Below are 20,817 nucleotides of genomic sequence, written 5' to 3' on the forward strand. Positions count from 1 at the left end.
AACGTCCCTATCGTCTAGAGGCCTAGGACATCGCCCTTTCACGGCGGTAACCGGGGTTCGAATCCCCGTAGGGACGCCATCTCATTTCTCTCCCCTCCTGTTTGTTATTCATTCTTCTTTGCACAGCACTGTTGTTTATTTAAGCTGTTATTGCAAATAATTCTCATTTCTATTGATTAAGTCCATCAAGTTAATGATAATCGCTTGCATTATCTTTTACAAAAAACACATCTCATGCGTTTTGCCTATTCCAGCTTGTCTGTGGCCATTTTAAGCAGCTTCAGCTCCCTTAGTTTTGCTGAACAGATTCAAGAATCAGAACCTACCACCCTCTCTCCCTCGCTCAAACTGTCGACCATTGTGGTCGAGGCCAAAGAGGAAAATGCGCTGGGAAAAACAGTCTATAAACAGGAAGATTTAAAGAAAAGCCCGAATAGCAGCAAGAACATCACCGACTTTTTAAAGGTGAATCCGAACGTGCAGCTCGGTCACCGCTTTCGCAGCAGCTTGCAGCAAGGTGAACTGAACGCGGCCGATATCAGTATTAATGGCGGATTGGCTTACGATAACAAGATTCTGATCAATGGCCTCTCCATCAACAATACGATTAATCCGGTGGGCGCACAGCAATCCAATCATCCCAACCAGCTAATGGGCAATTCACAGACTGCTGCCATTAATACCGACCTACTGTGTAAACTGACCGTGTTAGACAGTAATGTCGGGGCGGAATATGGAGAATTTACCGGCGGCGTGGTTTCTGCCGAAACCTGCGCTCCGCAAACTGAAATTGGCAAAATTCACGGTTCGCTCAGTTATGACTACACCTCAGATGCCTGGTCAAAAGTCAATTTCCCCTCTCAGGACAGCCGGGATGCTTTTGAAGATTCGAGCGATGAGTCGGCACAGCCCTACTTCACCAAACAGGGCATTAGCCTGAACAGTTATGGTCGGCTCAGTGAACAATGGGGTTTTAATGCCTTTGCTTCATACCGGCATTCAGCCATTCCCTTAAAAACAGATTTTGCCGAATCAGGGCAATTTGAACAGCAGCGTCAGGCCCGCAATGCCGGTGTGGAATTATTTTATGATCCCTCTGAACGTACTTCGTTTAAGCTGGGTGCGAGCTTTTTGGAAAATGATGGACTGTATTTTAAATCCAATATCCGTGATTCTGAATCGACCCAGCACTCGAACAGCCAGAACCTGTATTTTAATCTGAACAACCAGCTCGACAGTGTCTTGCTGACCCAGCAGCTGAACTATCAACGCCAGCAAGCGGGACGTCAGGCTGCCCAGAATCACTATAGCTGGCTCAACTCGAGCAGCAAAAACTGGGGCAAGGACAAATATAGCTTTGAAGGTCATATGGGCGGCTTAAAGCAGCAAGAAAGCCGGCTGGAATACACCATTAAAGCCCTGTTTGAGCCGATTGAAACCGCATCTTTGCGGCATCAGTTTAAAATCGGGGCCGGCTATGGCCATTATGCTGCTTACTGGCAACGCCCTGAAACTGCCCACGTATATGCTACGCCTTTAAATTTAAACGGTGCCGACTGCCAGTCTGATAATGGCACTCTATATGATGCCTGTGATACTGCGCCAAGTCTGGATGGAAAATATCAAGGCCAGTATTTAAGCAGCAAAACCAGCTATTATGCCGGTCAACTGGATATCCGTCAGGATCGCTGGCATGCCTTTATTGAAGACCAGATTCACTGGAATCAGTATCTGAGCGCAACCTTGGGCTTCCGGAGTGACTATGATTCCATCCATAAACAGAACAATGTTGCCCCCAGAACCGCACTAGAAATCCGTCCTTTTGGTAATGAGCGCTTAACCCTGTTGGGTGGCTGGAACCGCTATTACGGGCTAAATGCGTTTGTGAATGAACTGAATGACCGGATTGACCAGTTTGAGCAAAAATATACACGCACGCAGCTGGAACAAGGCTGGACACCCAAAACCGCAGGAAAGACCAGTTTCACCTATCGCTCCAAGCTACAAACCCCGTATAGCGATGAAACCGTACTCGGCCTGAGTTCCAAACTGAACAATACCGCACTCAGCCTGAAATGGGTCAACCGTGACAATCAGGACCAGTTACGTAAAACTAAAATGAATCTGGAAGATCTGAGTTATAGCTATGACAATCGCGGTCGCTCTGCATCCGATATTTATTCACTTTCCATCCGCAACCTGGCGCCACTGGCATTTTTAGGTGCACAGCATCGTCTGGCCCTGAATGCAGACTATACCGAAACCACGCGCAATTTTGATCATTACGACAGTACCGATATTCTGACCGCCACCCCGCAAGTCTATTATAAGGGGCAACTGATTGATGCCGAGGATCGCCCTGCCCATGAGTTTCATGTGCCGTGGACCGTGCGTCTGAACTGGGAGATGCAGTTTGACCGCCTGCCGCTAACGCTCAGCCATTTCCTGAGTTATCAGGGTAAAGTTGATGCCCTAAAACGTGAGGCCAAAGGCTATACCGACGCACAGGGCGTGCAGCATGATGCCTATACGCCGTACACCACCCAGAACAAGTTTTATTGGGACTTAAAAGCCAGCTACCGGATTCCATCTTTTAAAGATACCCAAACCATTTTGGGTCTGACTATTAACAATGTCACCAACCGCGCCAACAGCTTTATTGACAGCAGCGGCAGCGCCCAGCCCGACATTGGCCGGCAGTTTATTGCCGATGTGACCTTTAAATTCTAGCGTGGAAATATGCACAGGCTTGCACTTTTAGACTGTGCATCCGCTATAATTGCAGTAATTTCCCATGCTTTTTTTATAAGACAATGTTAAAAAAGATTTTTCTGGTTCTGATTATTTTGCTGCCTTCGGTGCTTTATCTGTACATTGTGTCGCGTGATAGCAAAGCACCGCAAGCGCCCGCACCGGCTGAACAGGCCGCGCCGCAGCCACAAGCACCTGAGTACCAAACCCCGGACCACTAAATGTGGTCTTTTTTATCTCCAGTACGATGAGTCGTGCAGATGCTCATGGGTTAAAATCCGGTGCAGATTGAAGTGCTTATTAAAAACCGGGTGGCCATCATCAAACGATAAATTTTCCAACAGCCTAAACAGATACTTTTTAGACAAATAAATCCAAATCATGGAATTATTCCCGTCATCAAATTGACATCTTTGAGGCAAATCCCTAATATAGCCCTCACCTCGCAACGTCCCTATCGTCTAGAGGCCTAGGACATCGCCCTTTCACGGCGGTAACCGGGGTTCGAATCCCCGTAGGGACGCCATCTAAATCGCGCCAGACGACTACTTCTAACCCAATTGTTTTGATTATTGATTGCAGATTTGTAGTTTTTCTCTACAATAGCCTGCTTCTCTATTCTTTTATTCTCCTACTCTTATGCAGACATCTCATTCTCCGAATGATGCTACGCATCAGGGCAATTCTGCGCCTTTAAAACGCGCTATGAGTACTCGACATCTGGTTATGATTTCACTTGGTGGTGCAATCGGAACCGGTTTATTTTTAGGTTCGGGTGAAGTCATTGCACAAACGGGGCCTGTAGGTGCCATTCTTGCTTATTTTCTGGGCGGCGTGATCGCTTACATGGTTATGCTGTGTTTGGGCGAACTGGCTGTCCATATGCCTGAATCCGGTTCTTTTGGTGCTTATGCCAAACGTTATATTGGACCCGGAACAGGCTATACCGTCACCTGGCTGTACTGGCTAACCTGGTCAGTCACCCTGGGGACTGAATTTACCGCAGCCGCCCTGCTGATGCAGGAGTGGTTCCCGCACATCTCGATGTGGTTATGGACCATTATTTTTGGGGTATTTGTCTTTACCTTAAATATGGTGTCTAGCCGCTGGTTTGCTGAATCCGAATTCTGGCTGGCACTGGTCAAAGTCGTGACCGTGGTGGCCTTTATTCTGCTCGGTCTGCTGGCCATTTTCGGCGTGATCGGCTATCAGGGCTATGAATCTGCGCCGCTGTTTAGCAATTTAACCGCACAGGGCTGGTTCCCGGAAGGTTTATTCCCGATTTTCACCACCATGCTGATTGTGAACTTTGCCTTCTCTGGCACCGAACTGATTGGTGTGGCCGCTGGTGAAACCAAAGACCCGGCCAAAAACGTTCCAAAAGCCATCAACACCGCGATTTTCCGCCTGCTGATTTTCTTTGTCGGAACCATTCTGGTTGTGACTGCGTTATTGCCGCATCAGGAAGCCGGTCTGGCCGCTGAGGGCGTGAGTAGCAGTCCATTTGTGACCGTGTTCCAGCACATCGGGATTCCATACGCAGAAGATATTATCCGCTTCGTGATCATTACCGCCTTACTGTCTGCCGCCAACTCAGGTTTGTTTGCAGCATCGCGGATGATGTGGTCATTGTCGTATCAGAAGCAGTTGCCGCAGGTTTTCTCCAAGGTCAACTCGCGTGGTATTCCTTATGTGGCAGTGATGGTCACCATGCTGGGCGCAATGCCAGGCTTGCTGTCTGAGCAGTTTGCACCTGAGCTGATTTTTACCAACCTGCTCGGTATTGCGGCCTTTACCATGGTGGTGGTCTGGATGAGTATCTGCTTAAGTCATTTCAACTTCCGCCGTGAATGGTATAAACAGGGTCGTAGCGTGAAAGAGCTGGGCTTTGCCGCACCATTGTTCCCGATTGTGCCAATTCTGGGCTTTGTATTCTGTCTGATTACCTGTTTGAGTATGGTATTTGATCCATCCATGCGCATCAGTTTCTTTGGCTGTTTAATCTTTATTGCAGCCTGCTATATCAGCTATTACCGTTTTTATCATAAAAAAATCTGATCAGGATTTGCAGTAAAGAGCGGCCCCGGCCGCTCTTTTTTTATTTATACTGTTAAATAAAGCCATTCTCATTCACATGCTGGCCCGACAATGAATATTATTTGCATTCATGGGATGAATCAGCAACACCAGACTGCCGATTCACTGCGTCGACTGTGGTTATCAATACTGGAGCAGGGTTTAAAACGCAGCCAGCAGTCCCATTTTTTTGCCGATTTAAAACAGGCCATCTGCATGCCGTTTTATGGCGATCTGCTCTCCAAACATCATCTGCAAAATACTTTAAATGCCAGCACCCTGATGCCGCAGCACTGGCCGCATTTTCCACTGCTACATCCAGTCAAAATCCAAAAACCGACCACAATGGTGGAAGAACATCGCCCCGGCGATTGCAATATTCCGCATCTGCAAGTCTATGATGCGCTCAACTTTAACCAGAAACTGAAATGGCTCAGTGCCTTAAGCCGGGATATTGCACTGCGTGATTTTGCCCGGCTGATCAATTATTTTCCCAAACTGTATGCCAGCTTGTTGCATAAATTTCTGGTCGAAGCCTATTTATACCTGGCCGATCCGCATTTTATTCAAGAGGTACACAGCCGGATTTATGCCCAGCTCTGTCAGGATGACACCCATATTATTCTGGCGCATTCCTTAGGCACGGTAATTGCCTATAATCTGTTAATTCAGCATCCGGAACTGAATATTGCACGCTTTATTACCCTCGGTTCGCCGCTGGCCTTTCGGGTGATTCAGGAGCATTTACAACAGCCAATTCAGCGCCCGGCTGCCCTGCATGGCGACTGGATTAATTTTTATTCTCCGGATGATTTTCTGACCGCCTTTCCACTGTCGGAACCACCGTTTCATTTTAAACCGGCCATTCTGAACCAGCAGGTACAAACTCCGGTAGATCGTCCTCATGAAGTCTATGGCTATTTACAGCATCCCCAAGTCTTAGAGGCCTTGGTCGAGTTACTGCCAGAAAGTGCTTAAATTGAGGGAATTTTCACCTGATTTATGCAAATTGTTCTAAATTTATTCGCTTAAAAGCCTTGCAGCCAGAAAATTGTAGAAAAGCGTTTGACACCCTCCTTTTTTCACCCTAATATACGCCCACCTCTGAAACGTCCCTATCGTCTAGAGGCCTAGGACATCGCCCTTTCACGGCGGTAACCGGGGTTCGAATCCCCGTAGGGACGCCAATTTCAGAAGTAATATTTTATTAAGTCCCTATCGTCTAGAGGCCTAGGACATCGCCCTTTCACGGCGGTAACCGGGGTTCGAATCCCCGTAGGGACGCCACTTCTTCCAATCAAAAGAAGCGGTTTAAAATATTCTTCTGCACTGTCCCTATCGTCTAGAGGCCTAGGACATCGCCCTTTCACGGCGGTAACCGGGGTTCGAATCCCCGTAGGGACGCCATATTCGGGTCACATACGTGATTCATAAAAAAGCCCAAGCATTGCGACTTGGGCTTTTTTATTGCTACAACTTTTTATTTGTACAGAACGGGAGCTAGGAAAAATACTATCACCCGTTTAAAACAGTCATACCACCTGCACCCAGATCCTCATCCACTTCATACAATCTCCTGTGAATATGGATGGAAATGCTCAAAAAGGCTGAATAAAGCGTAGATGGGGAATCGGGATGGATCACCCTCATTCCCCATTTCTGTTTAGGCCGATTTACGCGAGTTAATCTGCCCTTTAATTACCGCGGTCAAATTGCCTTTTAAATATTTAAAAAATACTTTTAAAGGCGAGAGTTTTGGATTCGGCTGTTTGCCTTGGGCAATGTCCTTGAACTGCGCGGCATACCAGATAATTTCCATAATTGCCATTTTATCAACCAGTGGAATGCCGGTCTTAATTTTATCGACACCATAACGCACGTCTTGCCCTGCCAGCAAACGATGTGCCAGATCTGGCTCTACCGCAAATGGGCGAGCAATCCCGATAAAATCACAGGCGCCGCTGGCCAGTGCCGTATTCATGCCTTGTACGGTCCGGAAACCGCCGGTCACCATTAAATGACAACGAACTTCCTGGCGGATCCGCTCCGCAAACTCCAAGAAGTAGGCTTCACGCGCTAAAGTCGAGGCTTTGCGTTTTTCCGCTTTTACTCCGGCCATGGCCGGTGCTTCATAAGTCCCCCCCGATACTTCAATCAGGTCAATTCCGGCAGCATCAATCGCTTTAAAGACCTGAATCACATCTTCCTCACTAATACCACCGCGCTGGAAATCCGCCGAGTTCAGCTTGACCGAAATAATAAAATCTTCAGAGGTCGCAGCGCGCACCGCCTGATAAATTTCCAGCAAAAAGCGCATCCGGTTGTCAATCGAGCCACCCCAACGATCTTGGCGTTTATTGGTTAGCGGTGATAAAAACTGGCTGATTAAGTAGCCATGTGCGCCATGCAGCTGCACCCCTTCAAAACCGGCCTGCTCACAGATCTGCGCTGCGCAGGCAAAGCGCTGGATAATATCAAGAATCTCATCTTCACGCAGTTCACGCGGTGTGCCAAAGGTGGTGGCCAAGGCCGGGCTAAACGGTACGGCGGAAGGCGCGACGGTTTCTTTGTTCAGGCCTTTCGGACATTGCCGTCCCGGATGCGACAGCTGCACCAGTTGCACCATGCCATACTGCTTGCCAATCTGTGCCCACTGTTGCAACTTGGCCAGATCACGTTCTGATTCAATGGCCACCACGCCCGGTTCATTTTTGGCACGAATATCCACCATGACATTGCCGGTAATGGCACAGCCCAGCCCACCCTTGGCCCAGGCCTCATATAAGCCCAAATGTAACTGGTTCGGCTGACCAGCCGTATTGGCCAGCGCCTCACTCATAGCACCTTTAATGATGCGGTTTTTAAATGTGGTCTTTCTAATTTGAAGCTGATCTGCAATCTGGCTCATTGGTCAATCCTGACATTGTGGTCTAGAGCAAATACTCCATTGAATTACCCCAATGGTCAAGCAAATTTTGACAACTCGTATTGTCAAAAATCGTTACCGCTTAGTATTGACTGGCCTGAATCAGCTGCCGGGTATAGTCAGTTTGTGGCTGTGCAAACAGATCTTCAGTACGCTGGAATTCCATCACCTTGGCATGTTTCAGCACCAATACCTTCTGACACAAGGCCTTGACCACCTGCAAATCATGGCTGATAAACAGATAGCTCATCTGCTCCTGCTGCTGCAAACGCCGCAACAGTTTAACGATGGCGCGTTGTGTGGTGCGGTCCAGCGCCGAGGTCGGCTCATCCAGAATCAGCAGTTTCGGTTTCAGCACCAGCGCACGTGCCAGTGCAATCCGTTGCCGCTGTCCACCGGATAGTTCATGCGGATAACGGGTTTTAAAACTGACCGGCAATTCAACTTTTTCCAGTGCCAGATCAATACGCTGCTGAATTTCGGATGCTGACAGCTTTTGTAAGGCCAACCCTTCGCCAATGGTCTGCTCGACATTTAAACGCGGATTCAGGCTGCTAAACGGGTCCTGAAATACAATCTGAAATTCACTGCGTAATGGCCGCAGCTGCTTTTCCGAAAGCTGGTTCAAGTCCTGGCCCAGCAAATCAATTTTGCCCTCACTGGCAGTTAAACGCGAAATCGCCAGCGCCAGCGAGCTTTTACCGGAACCACTTTCCCCGACAATACCGATGGATTCGCCTTGGGCCAGATTTAAATCCAGCGGCTCCACCGCGACAAAATAATTTTTGACCCGATTGAGTAAACCCTGCTTAATGGGAAACTTCACACCCAGTTGTTGCAGTTGCAATAAAGGCTGAGTCGCCTCTACCTGTAAAGCCTGACCAAAATCATGATGCAGCAGTTCCCGGGTATAGGCCTGCTGCGGCGCATGAAAGACCTGTTCAACCGGCCCCTGCTCCTCGACCTGGCCTTTGTTCATGACAATGACCTGATCGGCATAATGCCGCACCAGATTCAAATCATGGCTGATTAAAATCATGGCCATCTGCCGGCTGCGCTGTAAGCTTTGCAGCAGATCCAGAATTTGCACCTGTAAAGTTACATCCAGCGCAGTGGTCGGTTCATCGGCAATCAGGATGTCCGGATCAAGCGCCAAGGCCATGGCAATCATCACCCGCTGGCGCTGCCCGCCAGACAGTTCATGCGGATAACGCTTCAGTTTATCTTCCGGCTGGGGAATGCCAACATCTTGCAGCAATTGCAGCACGCGTTGCCGGGTTTCCGCCTTGGAATGCCCCTGTAACAGCAGGCTTTCGCCAATAATTTTTTCTACCCGATGCAGCGGATTTAATGCCGTCATCGGCTCCTGAAAAATCATGGCAATGCGCTGGCCGCGAATCTGGCGTAGTTGTACCGGATTCAGCTGTAGCAGATCCTGCCCCTGAAACAGTGCCTGCCCCTGAATCTGTAGCTGACTCGGCAACAAGCCCAGCAAGGCCAGACTACTCACCGATTTACCCGAACCACTTTCACCGACCAGCGCCAGTGTTTCGCCAGCGTGCAATTCAAAATTTAAATTGTGCACCAATAGCTGCTGTTGATGCTGAATCTGGAGCTGCTGTACCGTCAGCACCGGCGTGCGCTTACTGGCGTCTTGGATCGAATGCATCACGGGTCGCCTCTCCAATATAAATCAGTAAAGATAAAACAATTGCCAGGGTAAAAAAGCCCGACAATGCCAGCCACGGCGCATTTAAATTATTCTTGCCCTGTAGCAGCAGTTCGCCTAAAGATGCAGCATCGGGCGGCAAACCATAACCGAGGAAATCCAGTGCAGTCAGCGCGGTAATATTCGCAGTCAGCATAAAGGGTAGTTGTGACAGACTTGAACTCATGGCATTGGGCAAGATGTGCCGGAACATGATGGTACGGTCGCTCACACCCAGGCTGCGGGCAGCACGGACATAATCAAAATTACGTGCCCTTAAAAATTCGGCCCGGACCAGTCCAACCAGGGTCGGCCAGCCAAACAGCAGCATAATCAGAAACAGCCAGTACACACTCGGACTAAACATACTGACCAGAATCATCACCATGAATAGCATCGGTAAACCGCCCCAGACTTCCAGAATCCGCTGTCCCAGCAAATCGACCCAACCGCCATAATAGCCCTGTATCGCCCCGACGATAATGCCGAGCGCAGCAGAGGCCAGCGTTAAGGCAAATCCGAATAGCAGCGATACCCGCAGGCCATAGAGAATCCGCGCCAGTACATCCCGGCCCTGATCATCGGTCCCGAGCCAGTTATCGCTGGTCGGTGGTGACGGCACCGGCACAGCCAGCTCTAAATTCGGCGATTGATAAGAATATTCAATCAGTGGCCAGATGGCCCAGCCCTGGTCCTGAATCAGTTGCTGCACGGCCGGGTCCTTATATTCTGCTTCGGTTTCAAAGACCCCGCCAAAAGTGGTTTCAGGATAAGCCTTGAACACCGGCATATATAAGCTGTTTTCATATTTGACCAGCAGCGGCTTGTCATTGGCGATCAGCTCGGCTGCTAAGGACAAGATAAAAATCAGGGCAAAGGCGATAAAACAGCCAAATCCCAACCGGTTCTGTTTAAAACGCTGGAGCCGCGCCTGCATCAAGGGAGACATTATTTGGCCCCCCGTGATTCAAAATTAATCCGTGGATCAATGACCTGATACAGCACATCGCTGATCAGTCTGAGGACTAATCCTAACAAGGTAAAAATAAACAGGGTGCCAAAAATTACTGGATAATCACGCTGTACAATCGCTTCAAAGCCCAGCAATCCCAGACCATCGAGGTTAAAAATAATTTCAATAAACAGGTTACCGACAAAGAAAATCCCAATTAATGCTTCCGGCAGGCCAGCAATCACAATTAGCATGGCGTTACGAAAAACATGGCCATACAGCACCCGCGATTCGGTCAGGCCTTTGGAGCGTGCCGCCAGCACATACTGTTTATTCAGTTCTTCCATAAACGAGTATTTGGTTAAGTAGGTCAACCCGGCAAATCCACCAATCACCATCGCCAGCAGCGGCAAGGTCATATGCCAGAAATAGTCTTTGATTTTACCCAGCAGACTCAGCTGATCGAAGTTTTCCGAGACCAATCCCTGTAGCGGGAACCACTGAAAATAGGAACCACCGGCAAAAAATACAATCAATAAAATCGCAAAAGCAAAGGCCGGAATGGCATAGCCAATGGCCAGCAAAATAGACGTGGCTTTATCAAAGATCAGACCATGCTGACGGGCTTTTTTTATCCCGAGTGGAATAGACACCAGATAAATCAGCAAGGTGCTCCACAATCCTAAAGACAGCGATACCGGCAGTTTTTCCCACAGCAGCTGGGTCACCGGCTTGTCTTTAAAAAAGCTGGTGCCAAAATCAAATTGCAGATAGCTGCTCAGCATTAGCCAGAAACGCTCATGAATTGGTTTATCAAACCCATATTGCGCTTCAATTTTAGCCACCATTTCATCACTTAGACCTTTGGCGCCCTGATAGGGCGTTGAACCGGCCGCAGCAGTTTCGGCACTGCCACTCCCGCCCATGCCCTGAAAGGCTTCTGCCTGCTGAATTGCCTGCTCGACCGGACCGCCCGGGGCAATCTGGATCACAATAAAGTTAATCAGCAAAATCAGAAACAGTGTGGGAATAATCAGCAACACACGTTTCAGGATATAGGTTCCCATGCGCTCAGCATCCTTGTGGCAAAGCCAGCTTATTGTTTACGCAGATACTGGGCTACTTTTTGCGCCCCGGCTGCATCACTCCACCAGTAATCAAGTCCAATGGAAAGTTTTGGTTTTATTTTCGGTTGTTGGTACATATTCCAGTAGGCCAGCCAGTGCTCGCCTTTGCCATAGGTCGGAATCTGGTAATAACCAGCGCGTAATAAGCGGTCCAGCACTTTGGTCCGGACAATCAGCTGCTGGCGGTCAGGCGCGTAAATAATTTTCTGAATGATGTCATCAATGACCGGATTCTTGATGCCGGCATAATTATAATTGCCCGGCTGATCTGCCGCGGCACTGCTCCAGAATTGCGCCTGTTCATTGCCCGGACTTAAGGACTGTGGCAAGACCATGGTGCTTAAGTCAAATTCTGCCCGGCGCATCCGTTCAATATATTGCGGCACATCGACCTGACGGATATTCACCACAATCCCCAGACGTTTTAAATTGCGCACAAAAGGCATTAAAGTACGCTGCAAGCCATCCTGATGAATTAAAAATTCCAGCTGGATGGTGTTGCCTTTCGGATCAAGCAAACGGCCATCCTTGAAGCGATAGCCGGCATTCAGCAGGATCTGCCGGGCTTTGAGCAGACCGCTGCGGTTAAAACCGCTGGCATCACTGACCGGGAATTTCCAGTTGGCCAGCACCCCCTGACGCTGCACCGGATGCAACTGTTTTAAATACGGCTTTAACAGTGCCAGCTCCGCCGCGCTTGGACGACCTTTGGCTTCCAGTTCGCTATTGCTAAAATAACTTTGCAAACGCTGATACTGTCCGTAAAACAGGGCTTTATTCTGCCATTCAAAATCATAGGCATGGCTGAGCGCCTGACGGAAATGAATATCCTGCATCGGTGCACGCCGGGTATTAAACACAAAACTTTGTGTTGGCACCGGGTTTTCATGCCGGAACTTATATTTCACCACCATCCCCGCTTTCACTGCCGGGAACTGATATTCTGTCACCCATTTGCGCGCGGTATATTCTTCATGCAGCGTGTATTGGCCCGACTTAAAGCCTTCAAAGGCCACATCCATATTGCGGTAATAGACAAATTTAAGCCGGTCAAAGTTATAACGGCCCTTATTTACCGGCAGATCTTTGCCCCAATAGTTCGGATTGCGCTTATAAGTAATACTGCGTCCGGCATCAATCCGTTCAATCAGATACGGGCCTGACCCCAGCATCGGCTGCAAGGTAATCCTGCTAAAGTCCTTGCCCTGCCAGTCTTTCTGGGAATAAATCGGTAAGGCCGATAAAATCAGCGGCATTTCACTGTTGTTATCGGATTTAAAGGTCATTTTGACCTGATGTCTGGATAAGACCTCGGTTTTATCCAAATCGGCAATATACATCTGCAAACCCGGATTAGATTTGCTCTGGAAGGTATCAAAACTGAATTTGACATCAGCCGCGGTGACCGGTGTGCCATCACTAAAACGCGCTTTTGGATTCAGATGAAAAATGACAAATTTAGTCTGCTTCGGGTCATAAGTCACTTTTTCTGCCAGCAGTGGATACATCACCCCCGGCTCATCTAGCGAGCTGGTCATGAGCGAATCAAACAGATAATTCACCCCATCGGTCGCACTGCCCTTACCGTTCATGCTGTTCAGGTTGTCAAAAGTGCCATTGCTGGACTGACTCAGTATGCCACCTTTCGGTGCTTGCGGATTGGCATAGGGCATGGCCGCAAGCTGGCTGTATTTCGGGCTGCTGTGCAGCGCGATATACGGCGTGGTCTGCAGCGCAGCCCAACTCCAGCTTGAGGTCAAGGCCAGTGCTGTTGCCACAGCACTCAAGCCATATAAAGATCTGTTCATGCGGTCACGACTCCTTGTGCCCGGCAATTACAGGTTCGGAACCTTGATGATCTCTCCAATACGCAGCTGCGTATTCGGTTTAATCTCGTTCATATCAGCCAGTTCACTGGTTTCCAGACCATAACGGCTGGCCAGCCCAATCAGGGTATCACCGCGCTTGACCTTATATTCCATAATGGTTTTTGGCAATTGCAGGGTTTGTCCCACTCTTAAACCGGCACGCGGACTCAGGCCATTCAAGGCCGCCAGTTCAGCGACCGAAATACCGGTACGGCTGGCAATGGCATTTAAGGACTCACCGGCTTTAACGGTATAGGCTTCGGTTGCTTTACCCGTGCTGGCGGTGCTCACCGCTGCACTTTCCGCGGCACGGTTGCTACTGCTGTCCAGATCACCTTCAATTTTTAAACGCTGGCCAATCCGCAGTGCAGCAGTACGTGGCAGATCATTTAGTGCGGCCAGATAGTTCAGCTGCAAATGATATTTACGCGCAATACTATTTAAGGTCTCACCCGATTTTACAATATGAATATCAGAGTTTGCCGCAGTTGTGCTGACCTTACTTTCTTCCACTAGCGCTGGCTCACCGCTGAGTTTCAGGCGCTGGCCGGTACGTAAACCGGCAGTCCGGCTGATGCCATTTAAACTGGCAATCTGCTCCAGACTCAGGTTATAGCGGTTGGCAATGGCAGTTAAGGTATCTCCCGACTGTACTGTATAACTATCCGGGATGGTCGAACCGGCGGGAATTTTTAAAGTTTGCCCAATTCGCAGGCCGGTATTGGTCGAAATCTGGTTTAAGGCGGCCAGATCAGCCAGACTCATTTTGCTTTGTGCGGCCACACTCGATAAGGTGTCTCCGCGCTGGACAGTATAGTTTTCCGTTTTAATCTCAGCTGTTGATGTACTTGGCACTGCACGACGACTCTCTGCGGCCGTTTCAGTTTTTGCTTCGGCTTTCGAGTCACTTACAGGCACATTAATCCGCTGTCCAACCAGCAAACTGCTGCCCGCAGTCAGACCCGGAGTTAAGGCTGCCAGTTCTGCATTGGACAAGCCATGACGGTCCGCAATCAGTTTCAGATATTCACCGCGCTTCACCGTATAGCTTTGCGTGGCCACTTTGGTTTCAGCCGCTTTCTGCTCAGCTGCCTTGGCACGCATCTCTGCTGTTTCTTGCAGATTCAGCTTCTGGCCGACAAACAGGCCACTGCTTGTGTTCAGATTATTGTAATCCGCCAGTTGCTTGACCGATAAACCAAACTGATTGGCCACGCCGGTTAAGGTATCGTTAGCTTTAACCACATAGGATTCCGGCTGCTCTTTGGCTTTGGCTGGCGCGGCAGCTTGTGGTTTGGCATCATATAAATAGATGGTGGTACCGGCATATAAAGTCGAGTTTGGATCAATCTGGTTCCATTTTGCCACATCACGCCAGTTCACCCCATTTTTCATGGCAATCAGCACCAGGGTATCGCCGGCCTGTACCGTATAGGTACTGCGCTTGCCTTTTGGCGGCACCACCACCACTTCAGTGTCGGTCTTGATTACGTTCTTGCCCTGGTTCCGCTGGGCTTCATCTGAATCTGGACGGGTGCTATCCGCGACACTTTTCGGGTAAGCAAAACCTTTGGTCAGCTCTTTGCCTTGCTGCTCGGCCACCGACAGACTGGTCTGAATCGCGGTCAGCTTAATTTTGCCATCATAAGGATCGACAATTTCAGTGCCTTGTGGTGCAATTTCTTTTAACTCGGCCACCACCTGCGCCTGTTCAGCCTGAGAGGCCACCGGCTGCAACACCTCTTCTACCGTTTTGTTCTGGTCTTCAGTTTTCACTGCCGCCAGAATCTGTTCACGTTCTGCTGCTGAAATTGGCGGTTCGACCTTCACCGGCTGAATATTCTGTGCCGGGGTAATGGCCACCGGAATACGTGGAGCACTTGGAATATCGGAATTGGCCGCAAAAGAGGCCAAAGCCGATGAACCGCGTGGCGTACTGATCCGTTTGGTGCTGGTTGTAGTCGTGCTGCTAGCAGTTTTGGCTGTGCTCGCTGGTGTAGTCGTAGCAGTACGCTGAGTCACACTGGCCGTCAAAGCGGGTGTGGTGGTTTTTGTAGCTGGGGCACTGGTCGTGGTCTGCGTCGTCACACTAGGACGAGTGTTGCTGGCCAGCAATCCACCACCTTGCAGGTTTTTCAGACGTTCATCGACTGTTGGGCTTAAATCGGCTGGAATCAGAATCCGCATCGGGCTGGCACTGTCAATTCGGTCAGTACGATGGCCCGGGTTCAGTGCATATAACTCGGCACGGCTAAGACCAGTAATATTGGCCACATCATTTAAATTCACCGCTCCGACCGTCACTTCACGGAAATGGGGACGGTTGGCAATTGGCGGCAAACGCACCCCGTAGGCACCTGGATTTTTAATAATTTGCGCCACTGCCAGGAAACGCGGCACATAGTTCATGGTTTCCTGTGGCAATTTCAGTGACCAGTAATCGGTCGGTAAACCGGCAGCCTTGTTACGGTTAATCGCCTGCTGAATACGGCCCGGTCCGGCATTATAAGCGGCCAGAGCCAGCTCCCAGGAACCAAACTGGTTATACAGGCTACCGAGGAATTCATAGGCAGCACGGGTCGATTCGACCACATCACGGCGGCCATCATACAGCGGGGTCTGTTTCAGACCATAAATACGTCCGGTACTTGGAATAAACTGCCATAAACCGGCTGCAGCAGCGCTACTGGTTGCTGCCGGGTCGTACGAACTTTCAATGACTGGTAATAATGCCAGTTCGGTCGGCATGCCACGGCGCTCGGCTTCTTTGACTGTGTGATACAAATAACGTGAAGCACGCGCACTTAAACGGTCAATATATGGCTGACGTGAAATAAACCAGCCGCGCTGCGCTTCAATACGCGGATTCCAGTGTTCCAGATCCATTTTGAAACCTACGGTCATACGCTTCCAGACATCACCGTGTTTTAAAATCAGTAAACGGTCGCCTTCTACCGCGCGCATGTCGGTGGCCGACAATAAATCTTCCAGTGAATCTAAACTGCTGGCGTCCAGATAACCTGAACCAACCTGACTCGACGTTGACGCTTTGCTGGCACTTTGTGTAGAGGTACAGCCGGTGCTGATGCCGAGCGCGGCCAGCGCTGAACCCAAAACTGTAATTTTAAATAGTGCCGGGACCATAGGCTGCCACATGCGTGTGGTTGGTTTATACATAGGAAATCCAAACAACTCGTCTATAAATTATTTTTTAGATTTGACATTGTAGTGAAGCATCACTACGACACAAGGTTTTACTCTAGCGCGATTCTAATATAAATGTTACAAGAAATTAAAAAATTGACATCTTCGGCGTTTCTGATCTGCAATTGCGTTATACAATAGCAGCTCGGTTTTTATTTGGCTCTTTTTGGATCTGGCTTATGTCTCAAACAATCACACTATATGTGGATGGTGCTTGTCGTGGAAACCCTGGCTTGGGCGGTTGGGGCGCATATGTCATTACAGAAACCCAGCAACACAAACTTTATGGCGGTGAACTGGAAACCACCAACAACCGTATGGAGCTGACGGCAGCCATTGAAGGCATTCAGTTCTGCCCGGCAGAGGCCAAACTGATTCTCTGGACCGATTCCAACTATGTCAAACGCGGCATAACCGAATGGATTGCCGGCTGGAAAAAGAAAAACTGGAAAGATGTGAAAAATCCGGACCTATGGCAAAAACTGGATGCCATCTGTCAGGGTCGTGAACTTGAATGGCACTGGATTAAAGGTCACGCTGGCCATGCTGGCAATGAAATGGCCGATCAGCTGGCCAACAAAGGGGCCGATCTGGTATTTGCACAGCAGGTCAAAGTGACGCCGGTACAAATCATTACTGAAGATAAAAGCGCTGAGTCTGAAGTCATCCCGCCGGGCACGGCTAAAAAAAAAGCAGAATCTGACTGGTTGCTCGACGACCCTTTTGGCTTCGATCTAGACGACAGCCAACTAGACGTTGAAGTCGAAGAAGAACTGCTAATGGTGCAGGAGGATCATCTCAGTCTGACCCAGCACAGCATTACCGTGACGCAAACCCTCAGTCAAAATGACAGCCCGAATCAGAACGAAGTCCTGATCCAAGATGAAACCCAGAACCAGAGTGCAACAGCGCCAGCAAACACGTCATCGCATCCCCATATTGTGATTACCCCGGCCACGGTTCAGGCTTATGGTCCACGCCAGCTGATTCTGGATACGGAAACCACCGGTTTTTATTATCAGGATGGTGACCGGATTATTGAAGTCGGCGCAATTGAAATGGTCAACCGCAAACTGACCGGCAGCTCGATTCATATTTATATCAACCCGGAAAAACCGGTCGGTGAATCGGAAGTGGTGCACGGTATTTCGGATGAATTTTTAAAAGACAAGCCGAAATATGCCGAAATTGCTGCAGTGCTGTATGACTATTTAAAAGGTGCGGAAATTATTGCGCATAACGCCACCTTCGATATGAACTTCCTGGATATGGAGTTTAACCGCTGCGGTTTAGGCGATTTATCGGCAGTCTGTGAAGTCACCGATACCCTGGTAATGGCCAAAAACAAGCATCCGGGACAAAAGAACTCGCTCGATGCCTTGGTGAAGCGTTATGAAATTCCGGCGCGTGACCGTACCTTCCACGGCGCCTTGCTCGATGCTGAAATTCTGGCAGATGTCTATCTGGCCATGACCGGTGGCCAGGTGTCCTTTGATATGGATGCCCTGTCAGCCCATCATGAAGAACAAAGCGGTGAATCGGGCCGTCGCAGCATTGAAATGGAATTGCCGGTGATTCTGCCTTCTGCCGAAGAGCTGGAGGCACATGAGAATTGGGTCAAACAATTTGAAGAAAAGCATGGACAGCCCTGCTTTTTTGCCAAATAAAAAACCGACGATTGTAATTTTTTGTATTTAATCTGTTCCTAGTTCAGTTATAGTTAAGATAAACAGGTCTGCTGTTTTTGCAGCAGGCCCATAAACAGATAAAACACTAGGAAAGGTGCAGATACATGTCTTACCAAACCTCTATTCATTTTGATCCGACTGCATTACTGATAATAAAAAATGAGGTTGATAATTCAATCAAATTGGTGGAATCCGCAGTCAGCACCTTGGCAGAAGATCAGACTTTACCTTTCGGGATTGATGATGCCCTTAACCAGTTTGAGCAATGTGCCCAGGTACTGGCCCTGATTGATATGTCGAGCCTGGCAAAAATTGCCCAATATTCAGCAGAATTAATGCGCAAGATTATGGGGAATCCGGCGCAAATTAAAACTGAAGACGTGATTGCCTTAAGTGAAGGCACCACCATGCTCAAGCGCTACATCGAATTTATTTGTCTGCGCGAAGTTAAAATTCCACAGTTCCTGCTCGATACCTTAAACCGTCTGGAACGTGCCTTGGGTAAACCACTCACCCAGGAAGGCCAGCATATTGAATCTCTGCTGGACTGTATTCACCCGGAATTCAAATTGCCACAAGCACCCGGTCTGGAAAAATCAGGCTATGTGCATCAGCTGTATAAACTGTCACTGTACAAACTGCTGAAGCAGGAAGAATCCGAGCTGGATCTGCAAGCCATGAAACTGGTCGGCACCTATTTAGCCGGTCTATCCGCCCAGCATCCAAGCCAACAATACTGGAATCTGGTCTATGTGGCGTTAAACCAGATTGATAACCTGCTGCTGAATGAACCACGTTTACGCACCTTAATCAGTATTGAACTGAATATGCGTCAATACTTTGCCGCACCAGACAGCTTCCAGGCCCAGTTAAGTGATCTGGCCAACATCCTGAGCCTGTGCATTAGCCAGGAAGATCAGGTGGCCCAGCACATCCGCGAACAGCTGAATATTGGTGAAGACCTGCTGACTGACACCCAGTTACAGGTCTTCAGCCGTCATCTGTATGGTCCGGATTTTGAAACCATGCAGACCATCAGTGCTCTGGCGACCAGCGAAATGGCGCAGATTCGCAATGACATCGAATACAACTACCAGAACATGACCCCTGAAAAAACCCAGGAGTTGCAAGCCAAGCTCAAAGATCTGGCCAACATCTTTAAAGTACTGAACCTGAATGAAGCCCACCGTGATCTGCTGGTTCAGGCCGACGCCTTGAGTCAGGCCGAAGTGCTCAAAGAAGAAAGCTTTGCCCAGCAGCTGATGAACACCATTTTATCAGCGATGAACTCGATTGGGGTGCTGGAGCGTCATCATACCTCTAGCCGTTTACAGCTGCGCGTTAACAACATGCACATTTCGCTGGACCGTTTAGATGAAGCGCATGAAGTATTGCTGAGCGAAACCAAAACCTTAATTGATCTGGCTCAGCAGATTCTGGTGCAGCACGTTCAGGATCAGGATGTGCGTTTATTGGAAAACACCTGTACCCAGCTGCGTGAAGTGGCCGGTGCCCTGCTGTTCCTGAATGAAGAAAAAGGCCAGCAGGCGCTGCTGACTGCCGCTGACTTTATCTATCGTAAATGCGAAGCCGGTGAAACGCTCAGTAGTGACGAGCTGAATGCCGTGTTAGACACCTTGGCCGGTGCCGACATGCTGATTGACAATTTAAAAAACAAACAGCCTGTTTTACAGTCGATGTTTGATGTAGCATTGGCAAGTAGCGAAAAACTGAAAGCTGTAGCCTAATGTCTGAACTCTCACTTGCCTATATTTTTCACCAACAGCAACTGCTGGTCGATGAACAGTTTCAACTGCCCCGAGTTGAAAAATTAGCAAGTGACCTGTCTACGGGCAATCAGGTGATTGCCCGCGACTTACTCCCCGATGAGCCCATTCCTGAAGGCTATCAATTATTGCCAATTCGCCAGCTGTTACAGTTCTGGAACAGTGCCGAATTTGAACAGGCCAGCCGTGCAATCCAGTTGCTAGAATGGCGTCGTAATCACCGTTTTGCAGCCACTGCGGCCATCCAACCGAAGCGCATGCCACCGAATATGCCATGGTTTGCCCGGTCTGCCAGTATCGCCAATATCCACGTGTACAACCCTGTGTCATTACCGTCATTACCCGCGGTGAAGATGAAATTCTGCTGGCCAAAAATGCGCGAAACACCACCAATATGTATGGCCTGATTGCCGGTTTTGTTGAGGTGGGAGAAACCTTGGAAGAAGCGGTACGCCGTGAAACCGCGGAAGAAGTCGGTATCCAGCTAAAGAATATTCAGTATCTGGCCAGTCAGCCCTGGCCTTTTCCAAGCAACCTGATGATTGCCTTTAAAGCCGAATATGCCGGTGGTGAACTGCAGTTACAGGAAGAAGAAATCAGCGATGCGCAATTCTTTAAATTTGATCAGCTGCCGAATATTCCGTTCAAAGGCAGTATCGCCCATGCCATGATCAAACACGTGACCGAAGGCTCTGCCGTCGCCGACGACAGCAAAGCCTGGCTCTAAAGA

Annotated in this window: 12 protein-coding genes, 5 tRNA genes and 1 pseudogene; 12 read left to right on the forward strand and 6 right to left on the reverse strand. The window is 49.1% G+C overall.

The features are described from left to right. The first annotated feature begins 3 nt into the window (after window positions 1-3). The 9 genes from GA693_RS07440 (at window position 4) to GA693_RS07475 (ending at window position 6,234) form a co-directional block, all read left to right on the forward strand. Window positions 4-79, forward strand: a tRNA-Glu gene (locus tag GA693_RS07440). Window positions 80-204: 125 nt separating this feature from the next. After that, the gene (locus GA693_RS07445) at window positions 205-2,730 is read left to right on the forward strand and encodes a TonB-dependent receptor plug domain-containing protein (RefSeq protein ID WP_228718922.1); all 2,526 of its coding nucleotides are present in this window, start codon (window positions 205-207) and stop codon (window positions 2,728-2,730) included. An 83-nt stretch (window positions 2,731-2,813) separates the two neighbouring features. Then, complete coding sequence (locus GA693_RS14765; RefSeq protein WP_168382599.1) at window positions 2,814-2,972, forward strand: hypothetical protein; 159 nt, start codon at window positions 2,814-2,816, stop codon at window positions 2,970-2,972. Window positions 2,973-3,201: 229 nt separating this feature from the next. Then, a tRNA-Glu gene (locus tag GA693_RS07450) sits at window positions 3,202-3,277 on the forward strand. Between the two features lie 113 nt (window positions 3,278-3,390). Then, window positions 3,391-4,809: an amino acid permease gene (locus GA693_RS07455; protein ID WP_005179201.1), complete on the forward strand. Its 1,419-nt coding sequence runs from the start codon at window positions 3,391-3,393 to the stop codon at window positions 4,807-4,809. A 90-nt stretch (window positions 4,810-4,899) separates the two neighbouring features. After that, a complete protein-coding gene (locus GA693_RS07460) occupies window positions 4,900-5,805 on the forward strand; it encodes an alpha/beta fold hydrolase (protein WP_171502400.1) in 906 nt (301 codons plus the stop codon). 133 nt (window positions 5,806-5,938) lie between these two features. Beyond that, window positions 5,939-6,014, forward strand: a tRNA-Glu gene (locus GA693_RS07465). Between the two features lie 24 nt (window positions 6,015-6,038). Continuing rightward, a tRNA-Glu gene (locus GA693_RS07470) sits at window positions 6,039-6,114 on the forward strand. A 44-nt stretch (window positions 6,115-6,158) separates the two neighbouring features. Further along, window positions 6,159-6,234 (forward strand) — tRNA-Glu (locus GA693_RS07475). A 256-nt stretch (window positions 6,235-6,490) separates the two neighbouring features. On the opposite strand, the gene GA693_RS07480 is transcribed toward GA693_RS07475, so the two are convergent. From GA693_RS07480 to GA693_RS07505, 6 genes are all read right to left on the reverse strand, one after another. After that, on the reverse strand, window positions 6,491-7,735 hold the full coding sequence (locus GA693_RS07480) for an NADH:flavin oxidoreductase/NADH oxidase family protein (RefSeq protein ID WP_160241144.1): 1,245 nt from the start codon (window positions 7,733-7,735) through the stop codon (window positions 6,491-6,493). 100 nt (window positions 7,736-7,835) lie between these two features. Then, window positions 7,836-9,422, reverse strand: coding sequence for an ABC transporter ATP-binding protein (locus tag GA693_RS07485; RefSeq protein ID WP_160241143.1), 1,587 nt, complete (start codon window positions 9,420-9,422; stop codon window positions 7,836-7,838). Further along, window positions 9,397-10,410: an ABC transporter permease gene (locus GA693_RS07490; RefSeq protein ID WP_075167714.1), complete on the reverse strand. Its 1,014-nt coding sequence runs from the start codon at window positions 10,408-10,410 to the stop codon at window positions 9,397-9,399. Before GA693_RS07490 ends, GA693_RS07485 begins: the two co-directional genes overlap by 26 nt. Then, window positions 10,410-11,480 (reverse strand): microcin C ABC transporter permease YejB, encoded by a 1,071-nt coding sequence (locus GA693_RS07495; protein WP_005179212.1) that lies wholly within the window; start codon window positions 11,478-11,480, stop codon window positions 10,410-10,412. Before GA693_RS07495 ends, GA693_RS07490 begins: the two co-directional genes overlap by 1 nt. A gap of 29 nt (window positions 11,481-11,509) precedes the next feature. Further along, on the reverse strand, window positions 11,510-13,348 hold the full coding sequence (locus tag GA693_RS07500; protein ID WP_005179213.1) for an extracellular solute-binding protein: 1,839 nt from the start codon (window positions 13,346-13,348) through the stop codon (window positions 11,510-11,512). Window positions 13,349-13,375: 27 nt separating this feature from the next. Further along, window positions 13,376-16,585: a lytic transglycosylase gene (locus tag GA693_RS07505; RefSeq protein WP_160241142.1), complete on the reverse strand. Its 3,210-nt coding sequence runs from the start codon at window positions 16,583-16,585 to the stop codon at window positions 13,376-13,378. Between the two features lie 206 nt (window positions 16,586-16,791). On the opposite strand from GA693_RS07505, the gene dnaQ reads away from it, so the two are divergent. The 3 genes and pseudogenes from dnaQ to nudC all read left to right on the forward strand — a co-directional run bounded on the left by dnaQ (window position 16,792) and on the right by nudC (window position 20,814). Next, on the forward strand, window positions 16,792-18,279 hold the full coding sequence (gene dnaQ / locus GA693_RS07510; RefSeq protein WP_160241141.1) for a DNA polymerase III subunit epsilon: 1,488 nt from the start codon (window positions 16,792-16,794) through the stop codon (window positions 18,277-18,279). Between the two features lie 125 nt (window positions 18,280-18,404). Next, window positions 18,405-20,048, forward strand: a complete 1,644-nt coding sequence (locus GA693_RS07515) for a hypothetical protein (RefSeq protein WP_005179216.1) — start codon at window positions 18,405-18,407, stop codon at window positions 20,046-20,048. Further along, window positions 20,048-20,814, forward strand: a pseudogene (gene nudC, locus GA693_RS07520) (NAD(+) diphosphatase). Before GA693_RS07515 ends, nudC begins: the two are co-directional and overlap by 1 nt. Window positions 20,815-20,817: the final 3 nt, after the last annotated feature.

The sequence above is a fragment of the Acinetobacter indicus genome, assembly GCF_009914475.1.
GTDB lineage: Bacteria > Pseudomonadota > Gammaproteobacteria > Pseudomonadales > Moraxellaceae > Acinetobacter > Acinetobacter indicus.